This is a genomic window from Streptomyces nodosus, assembly GCF_008704995.1.
Taxonomy (GTDB): domain Bacteria; phylum Actinomycetota; class Actinomycetes; order Streptomycetales; family Streptomycetaceae; genus Streptomyces; species Streptomyces nodosus.
Map to the genome: position 1 here is coordinate 7315396 of NZ_CP023747.1, position 19946 is coordinate 7335341.

Consider the following 19946-nt stretch of genomic DNA (forward strand, 5'->3'; position numbering starts at 1 on the left):
CGCGGACGGACGCGCCCCGGGCCGGGACCGTCCGCCGCGTCACCCCCAGGTGACGGGCAGCGCCTGCGGGCCGCGGATCATGGTCTGGCGGCGCCAGGGCACGCGCTCGGCGGGGACGTCGAGCCGCAGTCCCGGCAGACGGTCGAGCAGGGTGTGCAGCAGGAGTTCGAGCTGCAGCCGGGCGAGCACCGCGCCGGTGCAGTGGTGGGGGCCGTTGCCGAACGAGAGATGCGGGTTGGGGTCACGGCCCACATCGATGAGATCGGGTCCGGGGAAGACCTCCGGATCGCGGTTGGCGGCCAGATACGAGACATGGACGGCGTCGCCGGCCCGGATGCACAGTCCGTGCAGTTCGACGTCCTGGAGTGCGACACGCGCCAGACCGACCGCGGTGCGGTGCGGGATCCAGCGCAGCAGCTCGTCCAGCGCGGTGTCCCAGGACTCGGGCGTACCGCGCGACGACTGGAGGAGCCGGAACAGACCGGGGCGGGTGAGCAGCAGAAACAGCATCTGGCCGCAGTTGTGGGTGACGGCCTCCCCGCCGATCTGCAGCGGGCCCGCGAGCCCGACCGCCTCCTCCTCGCTGATCTCGCCCCGTCCCACCGCGGCCCCCAGCAGGGACAGCACATCCTCGCCGGCGCTGCCGCGGCGCGCCCGGATCGCCTCCGTGATCCATCCGTACATCCCCGCCTTGGCGCGCTCGGCGGCCTGGGCGCCGCCGGAGGTGGAGATGATCTGCCGCGTCCAGCCGTGCACCTGTTCCCGGTCGTCCGCGGGCACCCCCATGACCTCGCTGACCACCCGGAGCGGAAACGGTTCGAGGACCCGCTCGATCAGATCGGCGGGCGGGCCCTGCCGGACCAGTTCCTCCACCAGGGGGTCGAGGATCCGCTGGGCACGGGGCCGCAGCCGTTTCATCGCGCTCACGGTGAACGCGCCCGCCACCGCGCGGCGCAGCCGGTTGTGGTCCGGCTGGTCGGCGAAGGCGAGCGACCCGGGCCTCGGCTTGAAGTGCGGGGCGAGCCGGGTCACCTGACGTCCGACCACCTCCGCCCGGCTGAACCGGGGATCGTTCGTGATCGTTCTGACGTCCTCGTAGCGGGTCGCCAGCCAGGCCCAGCCCTCGCCGTGCGGAAGACGGATGCGGGTCAGCGGACCCTCGGACATCAGCTCCGAGAGAACCGGGTCGAAGACCGTTCCGTCCAGCTCGTGCGCGAGCCAGTCCCGTACCGGTGGGGGTTCCCGGCCGGTGAGTGCGGTGCTCTCCTCGGTCATGCACTCCAGCCTCTTATGCGCCTCACCGCCTGTCGCGCGGGACTGCTCCGGCCGGAGTCCGGGCCCGGGCGTCCGGCCCGGTGCCGAGCCGCCCCGCGCCCCGTGTCGCCCACTGGTCTGTACCAAAGCCTTGTCATGCTTACTTCACTCCTTGAATCTCGACCTGAAATAACTGCCGTTCCACCGACACCCCCCACCCGGCCGACATCGGCTCGGCCCAGGAGGAACCGTGCTTCTCCGTCATCTCAGAGCGGGCCGCCGCCTCGGCCGTCGTCGCACGGCGGCCGCGCTGGCGCTGGCCACCGCCGCCTCGACGCTCACCCTCGCCTCCGGACCCACCGCCGCCGCGGCCGCCGCGGCGCTGCCCGCCGGCTGGGCCGGCGTCGTCAACAGCGGCAGCGGCAGGTGCCTGGACGCCCGCGCGGCCGGCACCGCCGACGGCACCGCGGTCCAGCAGTACACCTGCAACGCCACCACGGCCCAGCAGTGGAGTTTCACCGCCACCGGCGGCGGATACGTGCGCATCAACAACCACAACGACGCCGCCAAGGTCGTCGACGTGACCGATGTGTCCTCCGCCGACGGGGCGCCGCTCCAGCTGTGGACCTACGGCGGCGGTGACAACCAGCAGTGGCTGCCGGTCGACGAGGGCGGCGGCGCCTACCACTTCGTCAACCGCCACAGCGGCAAGTGCCTCGACGTCCCCGGGGCCGCGACCGCGGACAGTGTGCAGCTCACCCAGTACACCTGCAACGGAACCCCCGCCCAGCGCTTCCAGGTGACCCCCGTGACCAGCACCCCGCCCGACGGAGTGGACCTCGGCCCCGATGTGGTCGTGTTCGACCCCTCCATGGCATCCTCGACGATCCAGAGCAGGCTGGACTCGATCTTCCGCCAGCAGGAGACCAACCAGTTCGGCTCCCAGCGCTACGCCGTGCTGTTCAAGCCGGGCGTCTACAGCAACGACGTCAATGTCGGCTTCTACACCCAGGTGCTCGGGCTCGGTCTGTCCCCGGACGCCGTGACGATCAACGGCGCGGTGCACGCGGAGGCCGACTGGTTCCAGGGCAACGCCACACAGAACTTCTGGCGCGGCGCCGAGAACCTCTCGGTCAGCCCGAAGGGCGGCACGGACCGCTGGGCGGTGTCCCAGGCCGCCGCGTACCGCCGGGTGCATCTGCGCGGCAACCTCGCCCTGGACGACGGCGGCTGGTCCAGCGGCGGCTATCTGGCCGACAGCAAGATCGACGGACAGGTGCGGTCCGGCAGCCAGCAGCAGTGGCTGACCCGTAACTCACAGCTCGGCAGCTGGACCGGCTCCAACTGGAACATGGTCTTCGTCGGCAGCCAGGGAGTGCCGGCGACCAGCTTCCCCAACCCTCCGTACACCACGGTCGACCGCAGCCCGGTCACCCGGGAGAAGCCCTTCCTCTACGTCGACGAGGCGGGCGCCTACAAGGTGTTCGTGCCGTCCGTGCGCAGCAACTCCACGGGGACCAGCTGGGCGTCCGGCAGCCCGGCGGGCACCTCGCTGCCCCTCGACCGCTTCCAGGTCGTCAAGCCCGGGTCGACGGCCGCCGAGATGAACGCCGCCCTGGCCGCGGGCAAGAACCTCCTGGTGACTCCCGGCGTCTACCACCTGGACCAGACCCTGAAGGTGACCCGCCCCGACACCGTGGTGCTCGGACTGGGCCTGGCCACCCTGGTCCCCGACAACGGCGTCACCGCGATGACCGTCGCGGACGTGGACGGCGTCAGCGTCGCGGGTCTGCTGTTCGACGCGGGCACCACCAACTCCCGCACCCTGATGGAGGTCGGACCCTCCGGAGCGTCGGCGTCCCACGCCGGGAACCCGACATCCCTGCACGACGTCTACTTCCGCATCGGCGGCGCCGGGGCCGGCCGGGCGACCACGAGCCTGGTGGTCAACAGCCGTGACGTCATCGGCGACCATATGTGGATCTGGCGTGCCGACCACGGCAGCGGGGTCGGCTGGACGACCAACACCGCGGACACCGGCCTTGTCGTCAACGGCGCCGACGTCACCATGTACGGCCTGTTCGTGGAGCACTTCCAGAAGCATCAGACCATCTGGAACGCCAACGGCGGGCGCACCTACTTCTATCAGAACGAGATGCCGTACGACCCGCCCAACCAGGCGGCGTGGACGAACGGTTCCACCCAGGGCTACGCGGCCTACAAGGTCGCCGACTCGGTGACCACGCACCAGGCGTACGGGCTCGGCAGCTACTGCTACTTCAACGTCAACCCCGCTGTGACCGCCGAGCACGCCTTCGAGGTGCCGGCCGCCCCGGGCGTCCAGTTCCACGACATGGTGACGGTGTCCCTCGGCGGCACCGGAACGATCCGGCATGTCATCAACGACCGCGGCGGACCGTCGAACTCGGCCACGAACGTGGCGAACCTGGTGGCCTACCCCTGACCCGGAAAGGGCCCGCCGGTCAGGAGTCCTGGCCGACGGGCCCGCACGGCGGCTACGCGCCGCTCGCCCCGAGCATCTCCTCACGCTCGACGATCTTCACGCGTTCCCGGCCCTGCTCCGCGCCGAGCGCCTTCTCCGCGGCGTCGAGGCGGTGCCAGCCCTCCCAGGTGGTGAAGCGGACGTTCCGCTCGGCCAGGAAGGCGTCCACGGCCTCGGGCGCGGGGGAGACCGGCGTGTGGAGGCGCCCGTTCGCACGGTCGTCCAGCAGATGGGCCACCGTCTCGTTGGCGTCGCCCTTGGTGTGGCCGATCAGACCCACGGGACCGCGCCGGATCCAGCCGGTCACATACGTCGACTGCAGATGCCCGCCGCTCTCCTCGACGACCCGTCCGCCCGCGTCGGGCACCGTCCCGGACGCGAGGTCCCAGGGCAGCTTCGGCAGGGAGTCGGACAGATAGCCCACGGCGCGGTAGACCGCGGTGACGTCCCAGTCGCGGAACGCCCCGGTGCCCTGGACCCCGCCGGTGCCGTCCAGGGCCGTGCGCTCGGTGCGCAGCCCGACGACCTCGCCGTCCTCGCCGAGGATCTCCACGGGCGACTCGAAGAAGTGCAGGAACACCTTGTGGGGCCGGTCGCCGACGTCCCGGATGGCCCAGTTCTCCAGCGTCTTGGCGACCATGTCGGCCTGCTTGTTGCCGCGTCGCGTGGCGATCGAGCCCTCGTCGTAGTCGATGTCCTCGGGATCGACGACGACCTCGATGCTGGGGGAGTGGTCCAGCTCCCTCAGCTCCATCGGGCTGAACTTCGCCTGTGCCGGGCCGCGGCGGCCGAAGACATGGACCTCCAGGGCCTGGTTGTCCTTCAGGCCGTCGTACACATTCGGCGGGATCTCGGTGGGCAGCAGCTCGTCCGCCGTCTTGGCCAGGACGCGGGCCACATCGAGCGCGACATTGCCGACGCCGAGGACGGCGACCTTCTTCGCCGTCAGCGGCCAGGTACGGGGCACGTCGGGGTGTCCGTCGTACCAGGAGACGAAGTCCGCCGCGCCGTAGGAGCCGTCCAGGCCGATGCCCGGTATGTCCAGGGCCCGGTCGGCGGTCGCGCCCGTGGCGAAGATCACGGCGTCATAGAACGCGCGCAGGTCGTCCAGGCTGATGTCGGTCGGGTAGTCGACATTGCCGAAGAGACGGATCTGCGGTTTGTCGAGCACCTGGTGCAGGGCCGTGACGATGCCCTTGATGCGCGGGTGGTCCGGAGCGACGCCGTAGCGGATGAGGCCGAACGGGGCCGGCATCCGCTCGAAGAGGTCGATGGACACACCGGGTTCGGTGGCCACCGCGGACTTCAGCAGGGCGTCGGCGGCGTAGATTCCGGCGGGACCGGCTCCGACGATGGCTACCCGCAGGGGGCGGGGCATGTTCAGGTTCCCTTCGAGGGACGACAGACGACTCGTCGGGAACCTTAAACTAAGGCGGACCTTACCTGGTATGCGGGTCTGCTCTATGGCCTCATAAGGTCGTCTTATGGGTCGACGAAGCGTCGCTTGGGGTGAGCTCCCTCTGCGAGCCCCCTCGGAGGGCGGTTCCCGGCGGTCATGCGGGGCGTGCCGCGCTGTGGATCGCGGTATTCCCGGCGAAGAGGATCGACTCCTCACGGATGGACGCCCCGGGGCCGGGCGCGTGGATCATCTGGGTGTCGCCCGTGTAGAGGCCCACATGGTCGACGGGGTCGTGGAAGAAGATCAGATCCCCGGGCCGGAGGTCGGTCGGGGACACCGCCGTTCCGGTGGCCGCCTGGTCCTGCGCACTCCGGGGGAGGACGACCCCGGCGGCCCTCCAGGCGGCCTGGACCAGGCCCGAGGCGTCGTACGAGCCCGGCCCCGCGGCACCCCAGAGGCAGGGCAGACCGATCTGCGCACGGGCGAAGGCCAGCGCCTGCGCCGCCTTGCTGTCATATCCCGAGGCCGGTGCCGTGCCGGCGCCGGCGGCACCGGCGAAGACGCCGTCGGAGGAACTGCTGGAAGAACCGACCGAGGCACCGACGGAGGCATCGACGGAGGTGCCGATGCCGGTCCCGGTGGCGCCGAACACGTCGGGGCGGGCGAAGGCGCCCGTGTCCCCGGACGCGGTGCCGAGGACGCCGGTGTCCACCGCCGGGTCGAACCGGCCGACGCCACCGAAGGTCCCGGTGTCGAGGAAACCGCCGGGAGCGCCGGGCGCCGCCTCCGCGGTGACCGCAGCGGCGGAGGTGAGCGCGGAGACCGGGATGTCCGGGTCGAGGGCGGTCGGCTGCCGCCACCGATCCGGCTCGCCCGGCAGGCCGGGTGTCCGGTCCACAGCGGACGCGGGGGCCCCGGCGGTCCCGAACTCGGGCGCTGAGGACACGGTCCCCTGCCGTGCCGCGTGCGCGGCCAGCATCGCGCGGGCGGCGGTCAGCTTCTGCCGGCCCTGCTTCTTGGCGTCCCGCAACGCGGACGGTCCCCGCTGGGCGGCGGACGCGGGCCGGGCGGGCTCGGGGTCACGGACCCCGGACCCGCCGTTCGGCACGGCGGGCAGGGCGGCGGCGGGTCCGGTGCCCCGCTCCAGGGCCGGTGTCCCACCGGACGGCCCGGCGGTCAGCTCCGGGCGGGCGCGGTCGGCCGTTCCCCGGGGAAGCGCGCCGGGCTCGTCCCCCGGCCGCCTCGCCGGATCCCCGGGCCGTGCCGCCCCGGACGGCCCGCCCGGCAGGCGGTCGGCGGGCAGCGTCGCGGGAAGGATCGGGCCCAGGTTCGCGCGTGCCGCGTCGAACCACTGTCTGGTCACACCGTCCAGCGCGGGATCGGCGCCCTCCCGGCCGGACGCGGGGGCGACGCGCTCCCGGGCGCTCGCCGCGCGGGTGGCGTTGAAGGTGCCGCTGTCGGTCTCGGCCCGGTTGTAGAGGTCGTGGACCCGCTGCCGTACCTCGGCCTGGCTCGGCGCGTCGTCCCCCGGCGGACGGCCGGCGTTCGCCATGGGGTCCCGGTCGCGCGGTCCGGGGAGGCCGGGGCCTCCGGGGCGCGAGGTTCGCTCCGGCGCCATGGGGACGTGCTCCTTCCGTGCACCGCCTGCCTGGTCGACCGGCGGGCCCGGACGGACGGTTCCGGAAGGCATGCCCCACGGCCCGTGCCCCGGTGGGCAGCCGGGCCGCTTCACCCCGTGGTCGGTCGGTTTCCCCCGGCTCCACCGGTGCTGGTCGGGCACCGGACTCGGCGGAGGCCGTGCGACCCGGCGAGGTTCGCCGGAGAAAGTCGTGCGGCCTGCCCGACAACCTAGCCAACATGTGAGGCTCGAGTGAAGATCGAAGCGTCAAATGTCCGATACACGGGGTGACTTTTCTCGGCGGACGCCGGTCACGCACCTCGGCGCCCCCGCAACTACGCCGTGGCGGCGGCCGCTTGCGGCAACGGCAGCGCGGCGCGTACCCGGCTGATGAGCGCCGGGAGGAAGAGCGAGCTGAGGGTGGCCGCGGTCGCCGCCGACAGCGCGATGCCCCAGGCGACCGGACCCAGGGGGGTGCAGCCGAAGAACTCGCTGAGCACCGGGGTCTGCACCAGGGCCGCCAGCGCGGCCAGGGAACCCGTGGCGGAGCCGATGATCGCCGCGCTCCGGCCGCCGGCCAGCAGGGTCTGGCCCAGCTGGGTGCCCACGAGCGCGACCAGGGCCACGGTACGGGCCCGGGCGGTGCCGCCGGTGAGCCGGGCGGCCAGCCAGCCGGCCGTGGCGCCCAGCGCCGTGCTCACGGCACGGCAGAGCATCTCCTCCGTCAGCGCCGTGCCGAGCGAGACCTCGGGCCCCTCGTGGAGCGTGCGCTCGGCGGCCTCGGGGCGGGGCGGGCGCAGGGCGACCGCCATGGCCGGCACCAGGTCCGTGAACAGATTGACCAACAGCAGCTGACGGGCCGTCAACGGCGAGGTGCCGGTGGTGGCCGCGCCGAGCAGGGTGAAGGCGATCTCACCGAGATTGCCGCCCACCAGGATCGCCAGGGCCTGCCGCACCGAGGCCCACATGGCGCGGCCCTCCACGAGCGCGGCGAGCACCGTCTCCAGCCGGTCGTCCGTGACGACCAGATCGGCCGCCGCGCGTGCGGCCGGAGTGGCCCGCGTACCGAACGCGATACCGATGTCCGCGAGCCGGATCGCGGGCGCGTCGTTGGCGCCGTCGCCGGTCATCGCCACGGTCCTGCCCAGGCGTTGGAAGGCCTGCACGACACGGACCTTGTGGACGGGGGTGCCCCGCGCCACCACCCCGACACCGGGCAGCAGTTCGTCGAGGGCCTGGTCGTCCAGTTCGTCGAGTTCGGCGCCGGTGACCACCCCCTTGCCGTCGAGCACGCCGAGTTCGGCGGCTGTCTTGCCCGCGGTGCCCGGATGGTCTCCGGTGATCATCACGATGTGCACCCCGGCGGCGGCCATCCTGCGCACCGCGTCGGCGGCGGTGGCACGCACCCGGTCGGCGAACGCGAGGAAGCCCAGAAAGTCCAGGTCGCGTACGGCCTTGTCGGTGAGCTTCTCCACGGTGGCGTCCCGGAGTTCGGCGACCGCGAGGATCCGGTGGCCCTCGGCCGCCAGCTTCTCGCCCGCGGCCAGCACGTCCGCGCGGCCCTCCTCGTCCAGGGGCAGGCCCTCGCGGGTCGCGCAGCGCTCGACGACCTCCTCCGGCGCCCCCTTCACCGACACCAGCAGCCGCCCCTCCATCCGGCCGAGGGTGGCGTGGAAGCCGCGGCTCGGCTCGAACGGCAGACTGGAGACATAGCACCAGGCGGACGTCTCCGTCGACCGCTCCACGCCGGCCTCCTCGGCGCCGCCGGTGACCGCGCCGTCCGTGGCGTGTTCGAGCCGTGCGCCCTGCTGTGGAATGGGCGTCGCCCTCAACCCGGCGGCGAGGACGGCGCGTTGCTCCTCGTGCAGGGACTCGACGGGCCTGCTCTCCCCGTCCGCGGCGACCGCGACCAGAGAGATACGTCCATGGGTGAGCGTGCCCGTCTTGTCGAAGCACAGCACATCGGTGCGGCCGGCCGCCTCGATGGTACGAGGATCCCTGACCAGCGCGCCCCGCGCCGACAACCGTCTGGCAGAGGCCAGTTGGGCCGCCGACACCAGGAAGGGCAGCCCCTCGGGAACGCTGGCCACGGCCAGCCCCACGCCCGCCCCCACGGTGTCCCGGACCGGCCGCCCGCGCAGGGCTCCGGCCACCGTCACCGCGGCGGCCGAACCCAGCGCCACGGGCAGGGTGCCGCCGGTGATCCGGGCCAGTCTGCGCTCCACCCCGACGGCGGGTGCGGCACCCCGGCCGACCGCCGCGGCCCGGCTCGCCTCGGTCGCGGTGCCGACCGCGACGACCACGGCGCGGCCCCGGCCGGCCGCGACGGTGGTGCCCTCGTAGACCATGGAGGTGCGGTCCGCGACGTCCGACACCAGCACCGGGGCGACGTCCTTGGCCACCGGGAGCGACTCGCCGGTGAGCGCCGACTCGTCCACCTCCAGATGGCGTGCCTCCAGCAGACGCGCGTCGGCCGGCACCACATCGCCGCCGCCCAGGGCCACCACATCGCCCACGACCAGGTTCACCGCGGGCACCGTGGTCTCCCGGCCGTCCCGCAGCACCCGGGCCATCACGGCCGACTCACGCCACAGCCGCGCCATCGCCCGGTCGGTCCGGTGCCGCTGGAAGCCGCCGAGGAACCCGGACAACCCGGCGACCGCCACGATCACCACCGCGTCGAGGACGGTGCCCAGCGCCGCCGACATGGCCGCCCCCGCGCCGAGCACGGGCGTGAGCGGATTGGCCAGCTCGCTGAAACAGGAGCGGACCAGCGAGGGGGTGGGTGCCTGTTCGTCGAGGGACGAGCCGCGTGCCCGTGCCTCCGCGGTCGTCAGCCCCTCGGCTCTGCCCCCGGTCCCGGCGAGCACCGTGGCCGGGTCCATCGCGGGCCAGGGATGACGGGAGACGGCGTTCAGCGGCAGGGGGCGGCGCAGCAGCCGTGTCGCCGACCAGACCCCGGTGGCGAGACCGAGGGCGGCGGCCACATTGAAGGACATCACTCCGCGTGCCGCGGGCCGCCGCGACTCCCCGGCCAGCGCCGCCGTCGCGCCCACGGCGGCGGACGCCTCGGCGAGCCGTACCCCGCGGTGCGCGGACTCCCGCGCACCGCGGCAGGCCCCCACGACCAGGACGGCCGCCGCCGGGTCGCCGTCCGGAAGATGCAGGTCGGCGCCCCAGGGTTGGGTACCGTCCGGGGCCGGGACGCCCACGCCGATGTCGGCCGCCCGGAGCGCGGGCCGGTCCCGGGAGATCAGCAGCACGCCCTCGCCGCCGCTCTGCAGGCCCCGTACGCAGTCGGCCAGCGGCTCGCCCGTGTCCCGTACCCCGTCGGCCTCCCGCACGGTCGGGTCGGTGATGTGCGCACCGGTGACCACCACGGTCAGTCCCGCGGCGTGCGCCGCGGGAACGAAGGCGCCGGCGGTGTCGTGCAACCGCGGCATCACACTGATCACGGCGAGCAGCCGGGGCCCGTGCGACAGTCCCAGCACCAGCCGGGCGCCGTCCCGTCGCAGCCGTTCCCGGGCCCGGGCCGCCGCGCCCCCGGCCGCCGAGGGCAGAAGCTCGACCGGCCCCAGAGCCCATGCGCCGTCCTGGGAGAGCCGCTCGGGCGCGGAGTCGTCGAAGAGCCGATGGGCCCGCGCGGCCAGCTCCCCCGCGGGCACGTCCTCGGCGTCGAGGGTGATGAGATCGGCCAGCAGATGGGAACCGGTGGCCAGCACGTCCGTGTCGAGGAGCACCACGCCGATCCGGTCCAGCGTGCGGAGCGCGTCGGGGTTCGGCACCAGGACTCCCCGGCGGGCCAGACCCCGGCCGAGGGTGCAGGCGAACGCCTCACGGGCCAGCAGCGGGGCCTTGGGGACCGCCGCGAGCGCGCCGCCCACGGCCTTCCTCAAACGCCGGGTGATGAGAAGGGACCCGGCGAAGGACGCCGCCCCGACCAGGAGCGCCTGGTCGGCGTAGCGCTCGACCGGCCCCCGCTTCAGCGGCGGCTCGCGGGGTGGCACGGCCGGCGCGGCACCGTGGGCCCCGGCGGCGGCACTGCCGGTCAGGCGCGGCTCGGCGGCGGCCCAGGCGGCGCTCTCCGCCCTCGCCTCCCTCACCCGCAGGGCGTGCCGGACGGCGTCCACACCGGCCCCCAGGAGACCACCGGAGCCCGCCTGGCCCAGCGCCGTCAGCCCGGCGATGAGCAGCCCCGCGTTGTCGTCGCCCACCGCCCGCTGCACCAGGGCCCTCAGCCGTGGCTGGCAGTCGACGATCGTGGCGAGCGACGCGAGCGAGGGGGGCAGGGGCGCCCGCCTGGCCAGGGCGCCGGCGGCGGCCAGGGGCACGGCCGCCAGGTGCGCGGCCACGGCCAGCGCCGCGCGCCGGACCGGCCCTCCGGAGAGGGGGTGGTCGGGCAGCGGACGCTCGACGCCGTGCTCCTTCTCCACGGCCTCGACCGCATCGATCAGGGCGGCGGCGATGTCCTCGGTGCCGGTGGGGGCCTCGGTGGCGACGACGGCATACCCGAGCACGGTGTTCACCGCGACCCAGGCCACCCCCGGCACCTCGGCGAGCCGCCGCTCCACGTCCTCGGCCAGCTTCGCCGCCTCGGCCGGGGAGAGCTGCCCCAGCCGCAGACCCCTTACAGCGATATGGGCACGGCCCTGGAAGTGCCGTACCCGTGGTTCCGTGTCGTTCCGCGGTGCGGTGGCGGATGACGCGAGGGCACGCAGCAGATCGCGTCCCGGCAGTGCCACTGCGCATCACCCGCTTTTCCGCGATCCTCCACTCCGGCTGTACGAGTAGCCCCGTCCCATGGGTTTGAATCCGATATCCGTAAAGACGGAAATGCCGGGTATCCCAGGAGTACAGGGCGCACGCCGTCGGACGCGCGCAAGAATCGAAGAAGCACAACCGACTCCGTGAGAGGAGGCCGGGGGATGGGCAGCACAGCCGAGACCACGCAGCAGCAGGGAGCTCCCACGAAGGAGCTCGAGGACATCCAGACGCACGAGGGTGCGGGTCTGCACCTTCACACGCGGAAGCTGCACCCCTCGCTGACGATCCCGTACATGACCATGGGTGATGTGACCAGCACGGCCAAGGACGTGACCCATTCGGCCAAGGCGGCGACGTCACGGGCGACGTCACGGGTGCCGGGCGCACCGGTGACCAAGGATCTGGTGTTCTACGGCGGCATCGGCGCGATGGCCGTGGCCGGGGCCCTGGAATGGCCGGTCGCTCTGGCCGTCGCGGGTGCCACCTATGTGCTGCGTGGCCGAAGAGCGCGCCAGGCCGGCGCCCCGGCACCGGCCGAACAGGAGGGTGGGACCGGCAGCTAGCGATCACACCCGAGACGTCCGCCGGTGACCGCGCCGACGGGCGTCCCTGTGCCGGGAGCCGGTGGGGCCGCGGTGTCGCGTGGTCACCGGCCGCCGCGGTGTGGTGCGGCGGACGGACCGGGGTGTGAGCGCCGGGCGGTGCGAGGGTCCCGCGTCAGGCGGCGTTCGGGGCGACGGTGGCGCCGGCGACGGTGGTGCGCCGCGCGTACGCGGTCCACAGCTCCATCACCAGACGCAGAACGATCGCCTCGGCGAGGGCGATGCCGATCTTGGTCGCCACGGATACGAGGATCTGGCCCATGGGGGTCGACTTTCTGTTCAGGATGCGGGGGGTTCGCTTTCCGACGATGCGCCCCTTTCCTGCGCGACGGGTGCCGTGCGGCGGTACGTCTCGCACATCTCGGGTGAACTGTCGATGAACCGGGCGGCCCGGTGGTCCCGGCCGCTCCGGAATCACGGGCGGGCACAAGGACGTGCGCGGCGCGGCGTCGGTCAGTACGGTTGCGTCCTGGTGCTCGATCCCGGGGTGGAGAGGGCAGGGACGCCCACGCCTCGGCGACCCGTGGAGGCGGCATGACCGGCAATGACGCGGAGACCCTGCCGCGCAAGGCGTACGAGCAGGAACTGCTGCGCCTGCAGATGGAGTTGGTGAAGCTCCAGGAGTGGGTGCGCACCGAGGGGGCCCGGCTGGTCGTGATCTTCGAGGGCCGGGACGCGGCGGGCAAGGGCGGCACCATCAAGCGGGTGACGGAACACCTCAATCCGCGGGTGGCGAGGATCGCGGCGCTCCCCAAGCCGACCGAGCGCGAACGCACCCAGTGGTACTTCCAGCGGTATGCCGAGCACCTCCCGGCGGCCGGGGAGATCGTGCTGTTCGACCGCAGCTGGTACAACCGGGCCGGGGTCGAGCACGTCATGGGCTTCTGCACCAAGGAGGAGTACCAGCTCTTCCTCCGGCAGTGCCCGATCTTCGAACGGATGCTGGTGGAGGACGGGATCCTGCTGCGCAAGTACTGGTTCTCGGTCAGCGACGCCGTGCAGCAGGAGCGTTTCCGCCGCCGGCTGGAGGATCCGCTGCGCCGCTGGAAGCTCTCGCCGATGGACCTGGACTCCATCACCCGCTGGGAGGCCTACTCACGGGCCAAGGACGAGATGCTGGTGCACACCGATGTCTCGGAGGCCCCGTGGTACATCGTGGAGAGCGACGACAAGCGCCGGGCCAGGCTCAACATGATCGCCCATCTGCTGAGCACCGTGCCCTACCACGAGGTGGCCCCGCCCGTGCTGGATCTTCCGGCCCGGCCCCCGTCGACCGGCTACGAACGCCCGCCGCGCGATCTCCAGACCTATGTCCCCGACCACGCGGCGAGCCTGCTGTGACGAGGGCCGGACCGGTGACCGGTCCGGCCACGGAGCGCCCCGTCAGCCGTGCGCGACGACGGCGACGGGCGCCTCGGCGTGATGCAGCACCGCATGGGTGACGGAGCCGACATGGGCGCCGAGGACACCACGACGGACCCGGCGGCCGACCACGACCAGCGACGCCTCGCGTGAGGCTTCGACGAGATGGGCGGCGGCGCTGCCCATCCCGGACTCGGCGACGACCTCCACGCCCGGGAACTTCTGCCGCCACGAGGCCAGCACCTCGGTCAGCGCCTCGGACTGCTGCCGCGCGATCTCGTCGTACGGGTCCACGCCCGCGGCGAGGCTGTAGGCGTAGTAGGACGGCAGGTTCCAGGAGTGCAGGACCTTCAGGGAGGTCTTCCGGCGGGCGGCCTCCTCGAAGGCGAAGGAGAGCACCGCCTCGTCGGGGGCGGCGATGTCGAGCCCGAGCAGCACCGGGCCGGCCGGCTCCGCGGCCCCCGCTGCGGCGCCCTCCTCCGGGGCACGGACCAGGACCACCGGCACCTCGGCGTGTGCGATCACCGCCAGGCCCACGGAGCCGACCAGGAAACCGCCGAACCCGCTCATCCCGCGCGAGCCCAGGACCAGCAGCTCGGCGTCCTTCGCCGCATCCGTCAGCACCTCGGCGGGCCGGCCGGAGCGCTGTTCCTCGGTGATCTCGACCTCGGGGTGACGCGCCCGCAGCGCTTCGGCCGTCTCCCGGGGAATCCGCTGGGTCCAGTGCTGGTGCGTCTCGGCGCCGAGCATCGGTGCCTGCGCCAGGGGGCCGGGTACGGGCTCCCAGACATGCACCACCTCGAGCGGCAGCCCGCGCAGCCTCGCCTCCCGAGCCGCCCAGTCGGCGGCGGCCCGGCTCTCCGGCGATCCGTCGATTCCAACGACAACGGTGCGGACCATCGTTCTGCCTCCTGAGCTGGTGAGGGGGTTGTGCGGTGCGGAAGAAGTGATGCCAGGATGCCGCCGCCCGCTCCACGGCCGCAGGGGCCGCATGTCCTCGGCTCGGGCCGACCGGCCCTGTCGCGGCGCGAGCCAGCCGCGTCACAGCACTAGGGACGCACCGAGTCGAAGGCGACGCTCAGATGGCGCGGGCCGCGCAGCACCGCGTTCTGCCGATAAGGCGGGGGATCGTCCACCAGACGGGGGTTGTCCAGCCGCCCCGCCAGTTCGGCGAGCGCGATCTGGGTCTCCAGTCGCGCCAGCGGAGCGCCGAAACAGATGTGGATGCCGCTGCCGAAGCCGAGGTGCTGGATGTCCCTCCGGTACGGATCGAACCGGTCCGGGTCCGTGAAGCGCTCCGGGTCCCTGTTGCCCGCGGCCAGGACGAGCCAGATCCTCGAGCCCTTGGGGATGGTGACCCCGCGCAGTTCGATGTCCGCGATACAGGTGCGCCGCGGGATGAACTGCACCGGCGGCTCGTAGCGCAGCAGCTCCTCCACGATGCCCACGGACAGGCCAGGGTCCTCGCGCAGCGCCCGCAGGAACTCCGGGTGGCGCAGCAGGGTCAGCATGCCGTTGGTGATCAGATTGACCGTGGTCTCATGACCCGCGATCAGCAGCAGCACCGCCGTGGTGAGCACTTCCATCGTCGTCATGAGGCCGTCCGGGCCACGGTCCGTCGCCAGCCGGGACAGCATGTCCTCACGGGGTTCCTTGCGCCGCTGCTCGACCAGACCGGCCAGATACATCCCCAGCTGGACCCGTGCCTCCTGCGCGGCGCGAAGGCGCTCCTCGTCGTGTCCGCCCGGGTCCGGGTCGAGACCGGCCACGATCGGGTCGACCCAGGCGCGGAAGCGCGGCTGGTCCTCACGGGGCACCCCGAGCAGCCGGCAGATCACGGTCACCGGGAACGGGTAGGCGAACCGGTCGACGAGATCGATCCGCTTCGCGTCCCCGAAGCCGTCGATCAGCCCGGAGACGATCTCGGTGAGGTCGTCGCGCATCGCGTCGATCCGGTGCGGGCTGTGCGGCGGGCCGAAGGGACGGTTGGCGATCCGGCGCAGCCGGTCGTGCTCCGGAGGGTCGAGCCGGATGAAACTCGGCGGCAGCCCCGTCTCCTCCGCCTCGCCCAGCTCGTCGCTCCCCGCGGCGGCGAGGTTGCCGGCGTCGGAGCTGATCCGCGGATCGTGCAGCAGGCTGAGGATGTCCCAGTACGAGCTGACGGCGTACGGGCCGCCGTCCTCCTCGTGCAGCACGGGCGTTCTGCGGAGCTCCTCGTACAGCGGATACGGGTCGGCCCGACTGGAGTAGTCGGTGATCCGGCGCAGGAGCGAGGCGTGCGTCATGACGGGTCCTTGGGTCGTGACGGTCCGAGGGACGGGGCGGCGGAGCACCGGCGGTCAGTGGCGGGCCGGGGTGAAGACCAGACGCCGGTCGACGGGGGAGTATCCGCTGAGGGTCACGGTCGGGCCGTGGGTCGGCAGCGAGGGATCGGGGAAGTCGGCCGGGATCGGCCGACGGCCCTCGGGCCGGCGGTCCACCGTCGAGTACTCCAGCGGGAAGGGCGCGGCCGTCTCGATCAGCTGCTGGTAGAACTGCAGCCACCGGGTGTTGTCGAAGCTCACGGCGGCGATGACCCGGCCCTGGTAGCCGTACGCCCCGACGAATCTGCGCTCGGCCAGCGACCCCTGAGTGATCATGATCTGGTCACCCATGGTCGGGACGCCGACGGATTTGATGTTCACCCCGAACTGCGAGGACCAGAAGGCGGGCACCCAGATGTGCGGACGGCGATCGGCACTGGGGCTGATCATGTTGTGCGCGGCCACCTCGGCCTGGCTGACCGCGTTGCCCCAGTGCTCCAGGGACAGGAACTGGTAGTTGAACAGCGGGTGCGGGGAGCGTGCCACATCACCGGCGACAAAGACGTCGTCGGTCACGATGCCCCGGAAGTCGAAGGCCCGGCAGCCCGCGTCGCAGGCGACGCCCCGGGGGCCCGCGCCGAGCCCGGATCCGGTCAGCCACTCGGTGTTGCGGGTCGCGCCGAGCGAGACGACCACCACATCCGTCTCGACCACTCCACCGTCGGACAGATGGGCGGCCCGCACCCGGCCCGAGGTGTCGCCCTCCAGGGCGGTCACCGTGACGCCGGTGCGCAGGTCCACGCCGTTCTCCCGCTGCAACTCCGCCGCCACCGCACCGACCACCCCGCCCAGGGCGCCCACCAGCGGCGCGTTCGCCCGCTCGGCCACCGTGACCGCGAGGTCCTGGTACCGGCAGGCGGAGGCGATCTCCGAGCCGGTGAATCCGGCGCCGATCACGAACACCCGGCGGGGCGCCGCCCCCAACCTCCGGTGCAGCGCCACCGCGTCGTCACGGGTCCGCAGCACAAAGACCCCGTCCAGCTGAGCCTCCGTCTCGTTCGGCCACGGTCTGGCCCGTACCCCGGTCGCGATCAGCAGCCGGTCGTACTCCACCTCGTCGCCGTCGGCCAGCCGTACCCGCCGGGCCCCCAGGTCGAGCCCGGCCGCCGCGACCCCCAGGCGCCAGTCGGCGTCGAGCTCCCGGCGCCGGGGCAGATCGGTGCGGTGCGGGGACGCCTTGCCCAACAGCACCGCCTTGGACAACGGGGGCCGGTCGTAGGGCTCGTAGGGCTCGTCACCGATCATGGTCAGCGAGCCGGTGAAGCCCTCCGCGCGCAGGGTCTCGGCGGCTGTCAGACCCGCGAGCGAGGCACCCACGATCACGATCCGGCCCTCGGTGCGGAGCCGTTCGAAGAACCCTTCAACGGTCATCGGACGTCCCCCGCACGGGCCCGGCCGACGGCGCGGCCCCGTCGTCCGTGCCGTCGGCGGTGATGGCGCCCACCGGGCAGGCGGCGACGGCACGCGCCAACTGCGCCCGCTGCTCGTCCCCGGCACAGGGGTCGTAGACCAGCGACTCCTCGCCGTGCAGTGCGAAGACGTCCGGAGCGAGAAACGCGCACTGGGCGTATCCCTGGCACTTGTTGAGATCGACGACAACTCTCATCGACGCTCCGCCCCTTCGGCGGCCAGGTCCGTCGGGACACCGCCTCCTCGGCGGGCACTTCGGACGGCGGTCATCCGGCCCTCGCCAGCTTCGGACGCCGTACGGGGCCGCGCACGCCGAGCCGGGCCGGAGGAGTGACGGGGGAGCGCCGGCGAGGCCGGCGACGGGCCGTTGCCTTCCGAAGGCTCCGGCGCCGTGGGCGCGGCCTTCCGTGTCCCGACGGCCCCTCGCTCCGGGTGCTCCCCTCAACTCACCCACAACAGAGAGGACTTCGACTTCCCGTGGAGGCGCTCGGCGCGGTGACAAGGCGTCAGCCGATCTCCCGATTACTCCAAACGTAGTCTTCTTCATATTGTCCGCATGTCCGACATGACGGAGATCGAGATCGTCTGTACGTTCAATCTCGCATCGGCTCACAGCCGACGTGTCTGAGACAGGAGAAGTGACATGGCAACGCGTTCCATCGCTGTAACCGCCGCAATTGCGGCCGGCGCGGCCTTGGTGGCCTCGGGTATCACGTACGCCTCCGCCGCTTCCGAGCCGGCGCAGGCGGCTCCGGTGGCCGGGCAGGCCGCCGCCGCCCCCGTCGCCGCCCAGCAGGGCGGCGACATCGACAACAACAAGGGAAATGAGGGCCGCGGCGGCGAGGGCCGTGGCGGCGAGGGCCGCGGTGGCGAGGGTGGCTTCGGCGGCGGCCAGGGCGGCTTCGGTGGCAAGGGCGGCTTCGGCGGCGGCCAGGGCGGCTTCGGTGGCGGCTTCGGCGGCGGCTTCGGTGGCTTCGGTGGCGGCTTCGGAGGCTTCGACGACGACTTCGACGACTTCGGAGGCGGCAGGATCCACGTCAACGAGCGCGACTACGCCGCCGTCCCCGACGGCTGCATCACCGTGGTCAGCGGACTCGGGGCCAACAGCTTCAACGTCCGCAACGACAGCAAGCGGCACATCGAGGTCTTCAACGGTGCCACCTGCGACAACGGCGCTCCGGTCGCCACCGTCGGCCCGCACAGCTCGGCCAACGGGATCCGCGTCCTGCGCCACATCCCCGGCGGTGTGAAGGTCAAGCACGGAGTGGTGGCCAGCTTCCGTGTGATCGGTCACCACCACCGCCGTGGCGGGGCCTTCTTCGAGAGCGGCGGCTTCGAAGAGGGCGGTGGCGGCGGCGGTCAGTCCGGCAAGTGATCCGGACAGGCCCCCCGTGAGACGAGAGAGGTGAGAGCGAGAACCCCGGCCCGCCGGAATCGGGCCGGGGTTCCGGTCTGGGTACCCCTGACCGGTGTGCCCGGGTCCAGACTAAGGCTTGGCCGCACGCCCTCGTGTCACCGGCGTGGCGTACCGGCCGAGGAGCTTCGGCGCGGGGTGGGCCGGCCGGGCTCAACCTGCCCGAGGTGCGTTTCTGTCCCTACGATTGTGTGTTCTACCAAAATGTGGGGGGATCTTGCGTCAACAGGTGGAGAGCCGTCTTGGCAGAGCCGGGGACAGCCGCCCGGCGGGGTGGGGAACAGGGCAGGACGGACCGCCGATCACCGCGCACCGGGGGGAGCCGGGGCGTGCGGGTGTACCGGGCGTCCGGCCGGCGCGCTTCATCGTGCGCACCCTGCGGGGGGAGTGGCACGGCATCGTCGTCGATCCGGTGCGGAGGCTGCTGCGCCGCGGGCTGTCCGGTCTCACCCTGGCCTGTACGGCGGCCTTCGGAGTGATCTTCTTCCATGCGATCGCCCAGCGGCCGACGGGGGAGGCGGCGGTGCGGCTGCTGGGCGGTGTCACGGCCGATCTGCCGCTGTGGCTGGCGCTGCTGCGCACCCCGGTGTCGCTGTACGTACCCGCCCTCGACCTCCCGGTGTGGGCGGGCATCACCCAGCTGTTCCTCGCCTTCGCCCTGGCCGAACTGACACTGGGCCGGGGCCGGACGCTGGCCGTGGCGTACGCGGCCACGCTGGCCGGCACGCTGACGGTACGGGTGATGATCGCGCTCGGGCCCGGCCGGTGGGGGATCGGTCTGCCGCCCGAGGCCGGGCAGGTGCTGGACACCGGACCGTCCGCCGCGGTGGTGGGCCTGTTCACCTATCTCGCCGTCGTCCGGCGGGCCCCCGTCGTGTTCACGCTGACGGGTGGCTCGATGGTGTGGGAGTCCGTCGCGGTGCCCAATCTGGCCGGCCGTGAGCATCTGATAGCGGTGGGGGCGGCCGTCGTCCTGGGGCTGTTACATGGGCAGGGCGCCAGGGTGCGGCGGTCGGCGGCCGCCCTGCTGATGCGGTCGGCCTCCCGAGGACGGAGCGCCGCTCGGGTGCCGGCGCCCGCCCCGGTGCCGCGGGCCCGCACCGGGGCGGGCGCGGCAGGTCCGGTGGGGGTACCGCTCCGGAAGGACCGGCTCGGGGACCCCTGGAAGGCGCGCTGAGGCGCGTACCGCGGCGGAGTCGCCCCCACCGGGACGCCGCACGGTCCCGGGACCACGGGCCCGGGATCACGGACCTCCGG

At 72.8% G+C, this 19946-nt stretch carries 14 protein-coding genes; 5 read left to right on the top strand and 9 right to left on the bottom strand.

Annotated features, from left to right (window positions below; translation table 11 throughout):
* Positions 1–39 precede the first annotated feature (39 nt).
* Positions 40–1275: a cytochrome P450 gene (locus CP978_RS32580; RefSeq protein WP_043446996.1), complete on the bottom strand. Its 1236-nt coding sequence runs from the start codon at positions 1273–1275 to the stop codon at positions 40–42.
* A 289-nt stretch (positions 1276–1564) separates the two neighbouring features.
* Between CP978_RS32580 and CP978_RS32585 the strand changes: the two genes are divergently transcribed.
* Positions 1565–3718 (top strand): RICIN domain-containing protein, encoded by a 2154-nt coding sequence (locus CP978_RS32585; RefSeq protein WP_150478407.1) that lies wholly within the window; start codon positions 1565–1567, stop codon positions 3716–3718.
* 52 nt (positions 3719–3770) lie between these two features.
* Here CP978_RS32585 and CP978_RS32590 read toward each other — a convergent pair whose 3' ends face one another.
* From CP978_RS32590 to CP978_RS32600, 3 genes are all read right to left on the bottom strand, one after another.
* Entirely contained in the window at positions 3771–5135 is a 1365-nt protein-coding gene (locus CP978_RS32590) for an FAD-dependent oxidoreductase (RefSeq protein WP_043446999.1), read from the bottom strand.
* 175 nt (positions 5136–5310) lie between these two features.
* Entirely contained in the window at positions 5311–6774 is a 1464-nt protein-coding gene (locus tag CP978_RS35965; protein WP_242647087.1) for a C40 family peptidase, read from the bottom strand.
* A gap of 335 nt (positions 6775–7109) precedes the next feature.
* Positions 7110–11516 carry a cation-translocating P-type ATPase gene (locus CP978_RS32600; protein WP_150478350.1) on the bottom strand — a complete coding sequence of 1469 codons (4407 nt, stop codon included), beginning with the start codon at positions 11514–11516 and terminating at the stop codon, positions 7110–7112.
* Between the two features lie 183 nt (positions 11517–11699).
* Between CP978_RS32600 and CP978_RS32605 the strand changes: the two genes are divergently transcribed.
* Positions 11700–12101: a hypothetical protein gene (locus CP978_RS32605; protein WP_043447008.1), complete on the top strand. Its 402-nt coding sequence runs from the start codon at positions 11700–11702 to the stop codon at positions 12099–12101.
* A 154-nt stretch (positions 12102–12255) separates the two neighbouring features.
* On the opposite strand, the gene CP978_RS36165 is transcribed toward CP978_RS32605, so the two are convergent.
* A complete protein-coding gene (locus tag CP978_RS36165; RefSeq protein WP_260421139.1) occupies positions 12256–12381 on the bottom strand; it encodes a hypothetical protein in 126 nt (41 codons plus the stop codon).
* A gap of 293 nt (positions 12382–12674) precedes the next feature.
* Between CP978_RS36165 and ppk2 the strand changes: the two genes are divergently transcribed.
* Entirely contained in the window at positions 12675–13481 is an 807-nt protein-coding gene (gene ppk2 / locus CP978_RS32610) for a polyphosphate kinase 2 (RefSeq protein WP_043447011.1), read from the top strand.
* 42 nt (positions 13482–13523) lie between these two features.
* Here the strand turns inward: ppk2 and CP978_RS32615 are convergent, their stop codons facing one another.
* From CP978_RS32615 to CP978_RS32630, 4 genes are all read right to left on the bottom strand, one after another.
* Entirely contained in the window at positions 13524–14402 is an 879-nt protein-coding gene (locus tag CP978_RS32615) for a universal stress protein (protein ID WP_043447013.1), read from the bottom strand.
* Positions 14403–14551: 149 nt separating this feature from the next.
* Positions 14552–15787, bottom strand: coding sequence for a cytochrome P450 (locus CP978_RS32620; protein ID WP_043447015.1), 1236 nt, complete (start codon positions 15785–15787; stop codon positions 14552–14554).
* A gap of 54 nt (positions 15788–15841) precedes the next feature.
* Entirely contained in the window at positions 15842–17236 is a 1395-nt protein-coding gene (locus CP978_RS32625) for an NAD(P)/FAD-dependent oxidoreductase (protein WP_043447017.1), read from the bottom strand.
* Positions 17226–17471, bottom strand: coding sequence for a ferredoxin (locus tag CP978_RS32630; RefSeq protein ID WP_043447019.1), 246 nt, complete (start codon positions 17469–17471; stop codon positions 17226–17228). Before CP978_RS32630 ends, CP978_RS32625 begins: the two co-directional genes overlap by 11 nt.
* Positions 17472–17918: 447 nt before the next feature.
* On the opposite strand from CP978_RS32630, the gene CP978_RS32635 reads away from it, so the two are divergent.
* Entirely contained in the window at positions 17919–18650 is a 732-nt protein-coding gene (locus tag CP978_RS32635) for a hypothetical protein (RefSeq protein ID WP_179946877.1), read from the top strand.
* Between the two features lie 406 nt (positions 18651–19056).
* A complete protein-coding gene (locus CP978_RS32640; RefSeq protein ID WP_227745573.1) occupies positions 19057–19866 on the top strand; it encodes a hypothetical protein in 810 nt (269 codons plus the stop codon).
* Positions 19867–19946 lie beyond the last annotated feature (80 nt).

Coding starts and splice junctions, on each gene's coding strand:
- CP978_RS32580 (WP_043446996.1), bottom strand. CDS start 1,275: ATGACCGAGGAGAGCACCGCACTCACCGGCCGGGAACCCCCACCGGTA.
- CP978_RS32590 (WP_043446999.1), bottom strand. CDS start 5,135: ATGCCCCGCCCCCTGCGGGTAGCCATCGTCGGAGCCGGTCCCGCCGGA.
- CP978_RS35965 (WP_242647087.1), bottom strand. CDS start 6,774: ATGGCGCCGGAGCGAACCTCGCGCCCCGGAGGCCCCGGCCTCCCCGGA.
- CP978_RS32605 (WP_043447008.1), top strand. CDS start 11,700: ATGGGCAGCACAGCCGAGACCACGCAGCAGCAGGGAGCTCCCACGAAG.
- ppk2 (WP_043447011.1), top strand. CDS start 12,675: ATGACCGGCAATGACGCGGAGACCCTGCCGCGCAAGGCGTACGAGCAG.
- CP978_RS32615 (WP_043447013.1), bottom strand. CDS start 14,402: ATGGTCCGCACCGTTGTCGTTGGAATCGACGGATCGCCGGAGAGCCGG.
- CP978_RS32620 (WP_043447015.1), bottom strand. CDS start 15,787: ATGACGCACGCCTCGCTCCTGCGCCGGATCACCGACTACTCCAGTCGG.
- CP978_RS32625 (WP_043447017.1), bottom strand. CDS start 17,236: ATGACCGTTGAAGGGTTCTTCGAACGGCTCCGCACCGAGGGCCGGATC.
- CP978_RS32630 (WP_043447019.1), bottom strand. CDS start 17,471: ATGAGAGTTGTCGTCGATCTCAACAAGTGCCAGGGATACGCCCAGTGC.
- CP978_RS32635 (WP_179946877.1), top strand. CDS start 17,919: ATGGCAACGCGTTCCATCGCTGTAACCGCCGCAATTGCGGCCGGCGCG.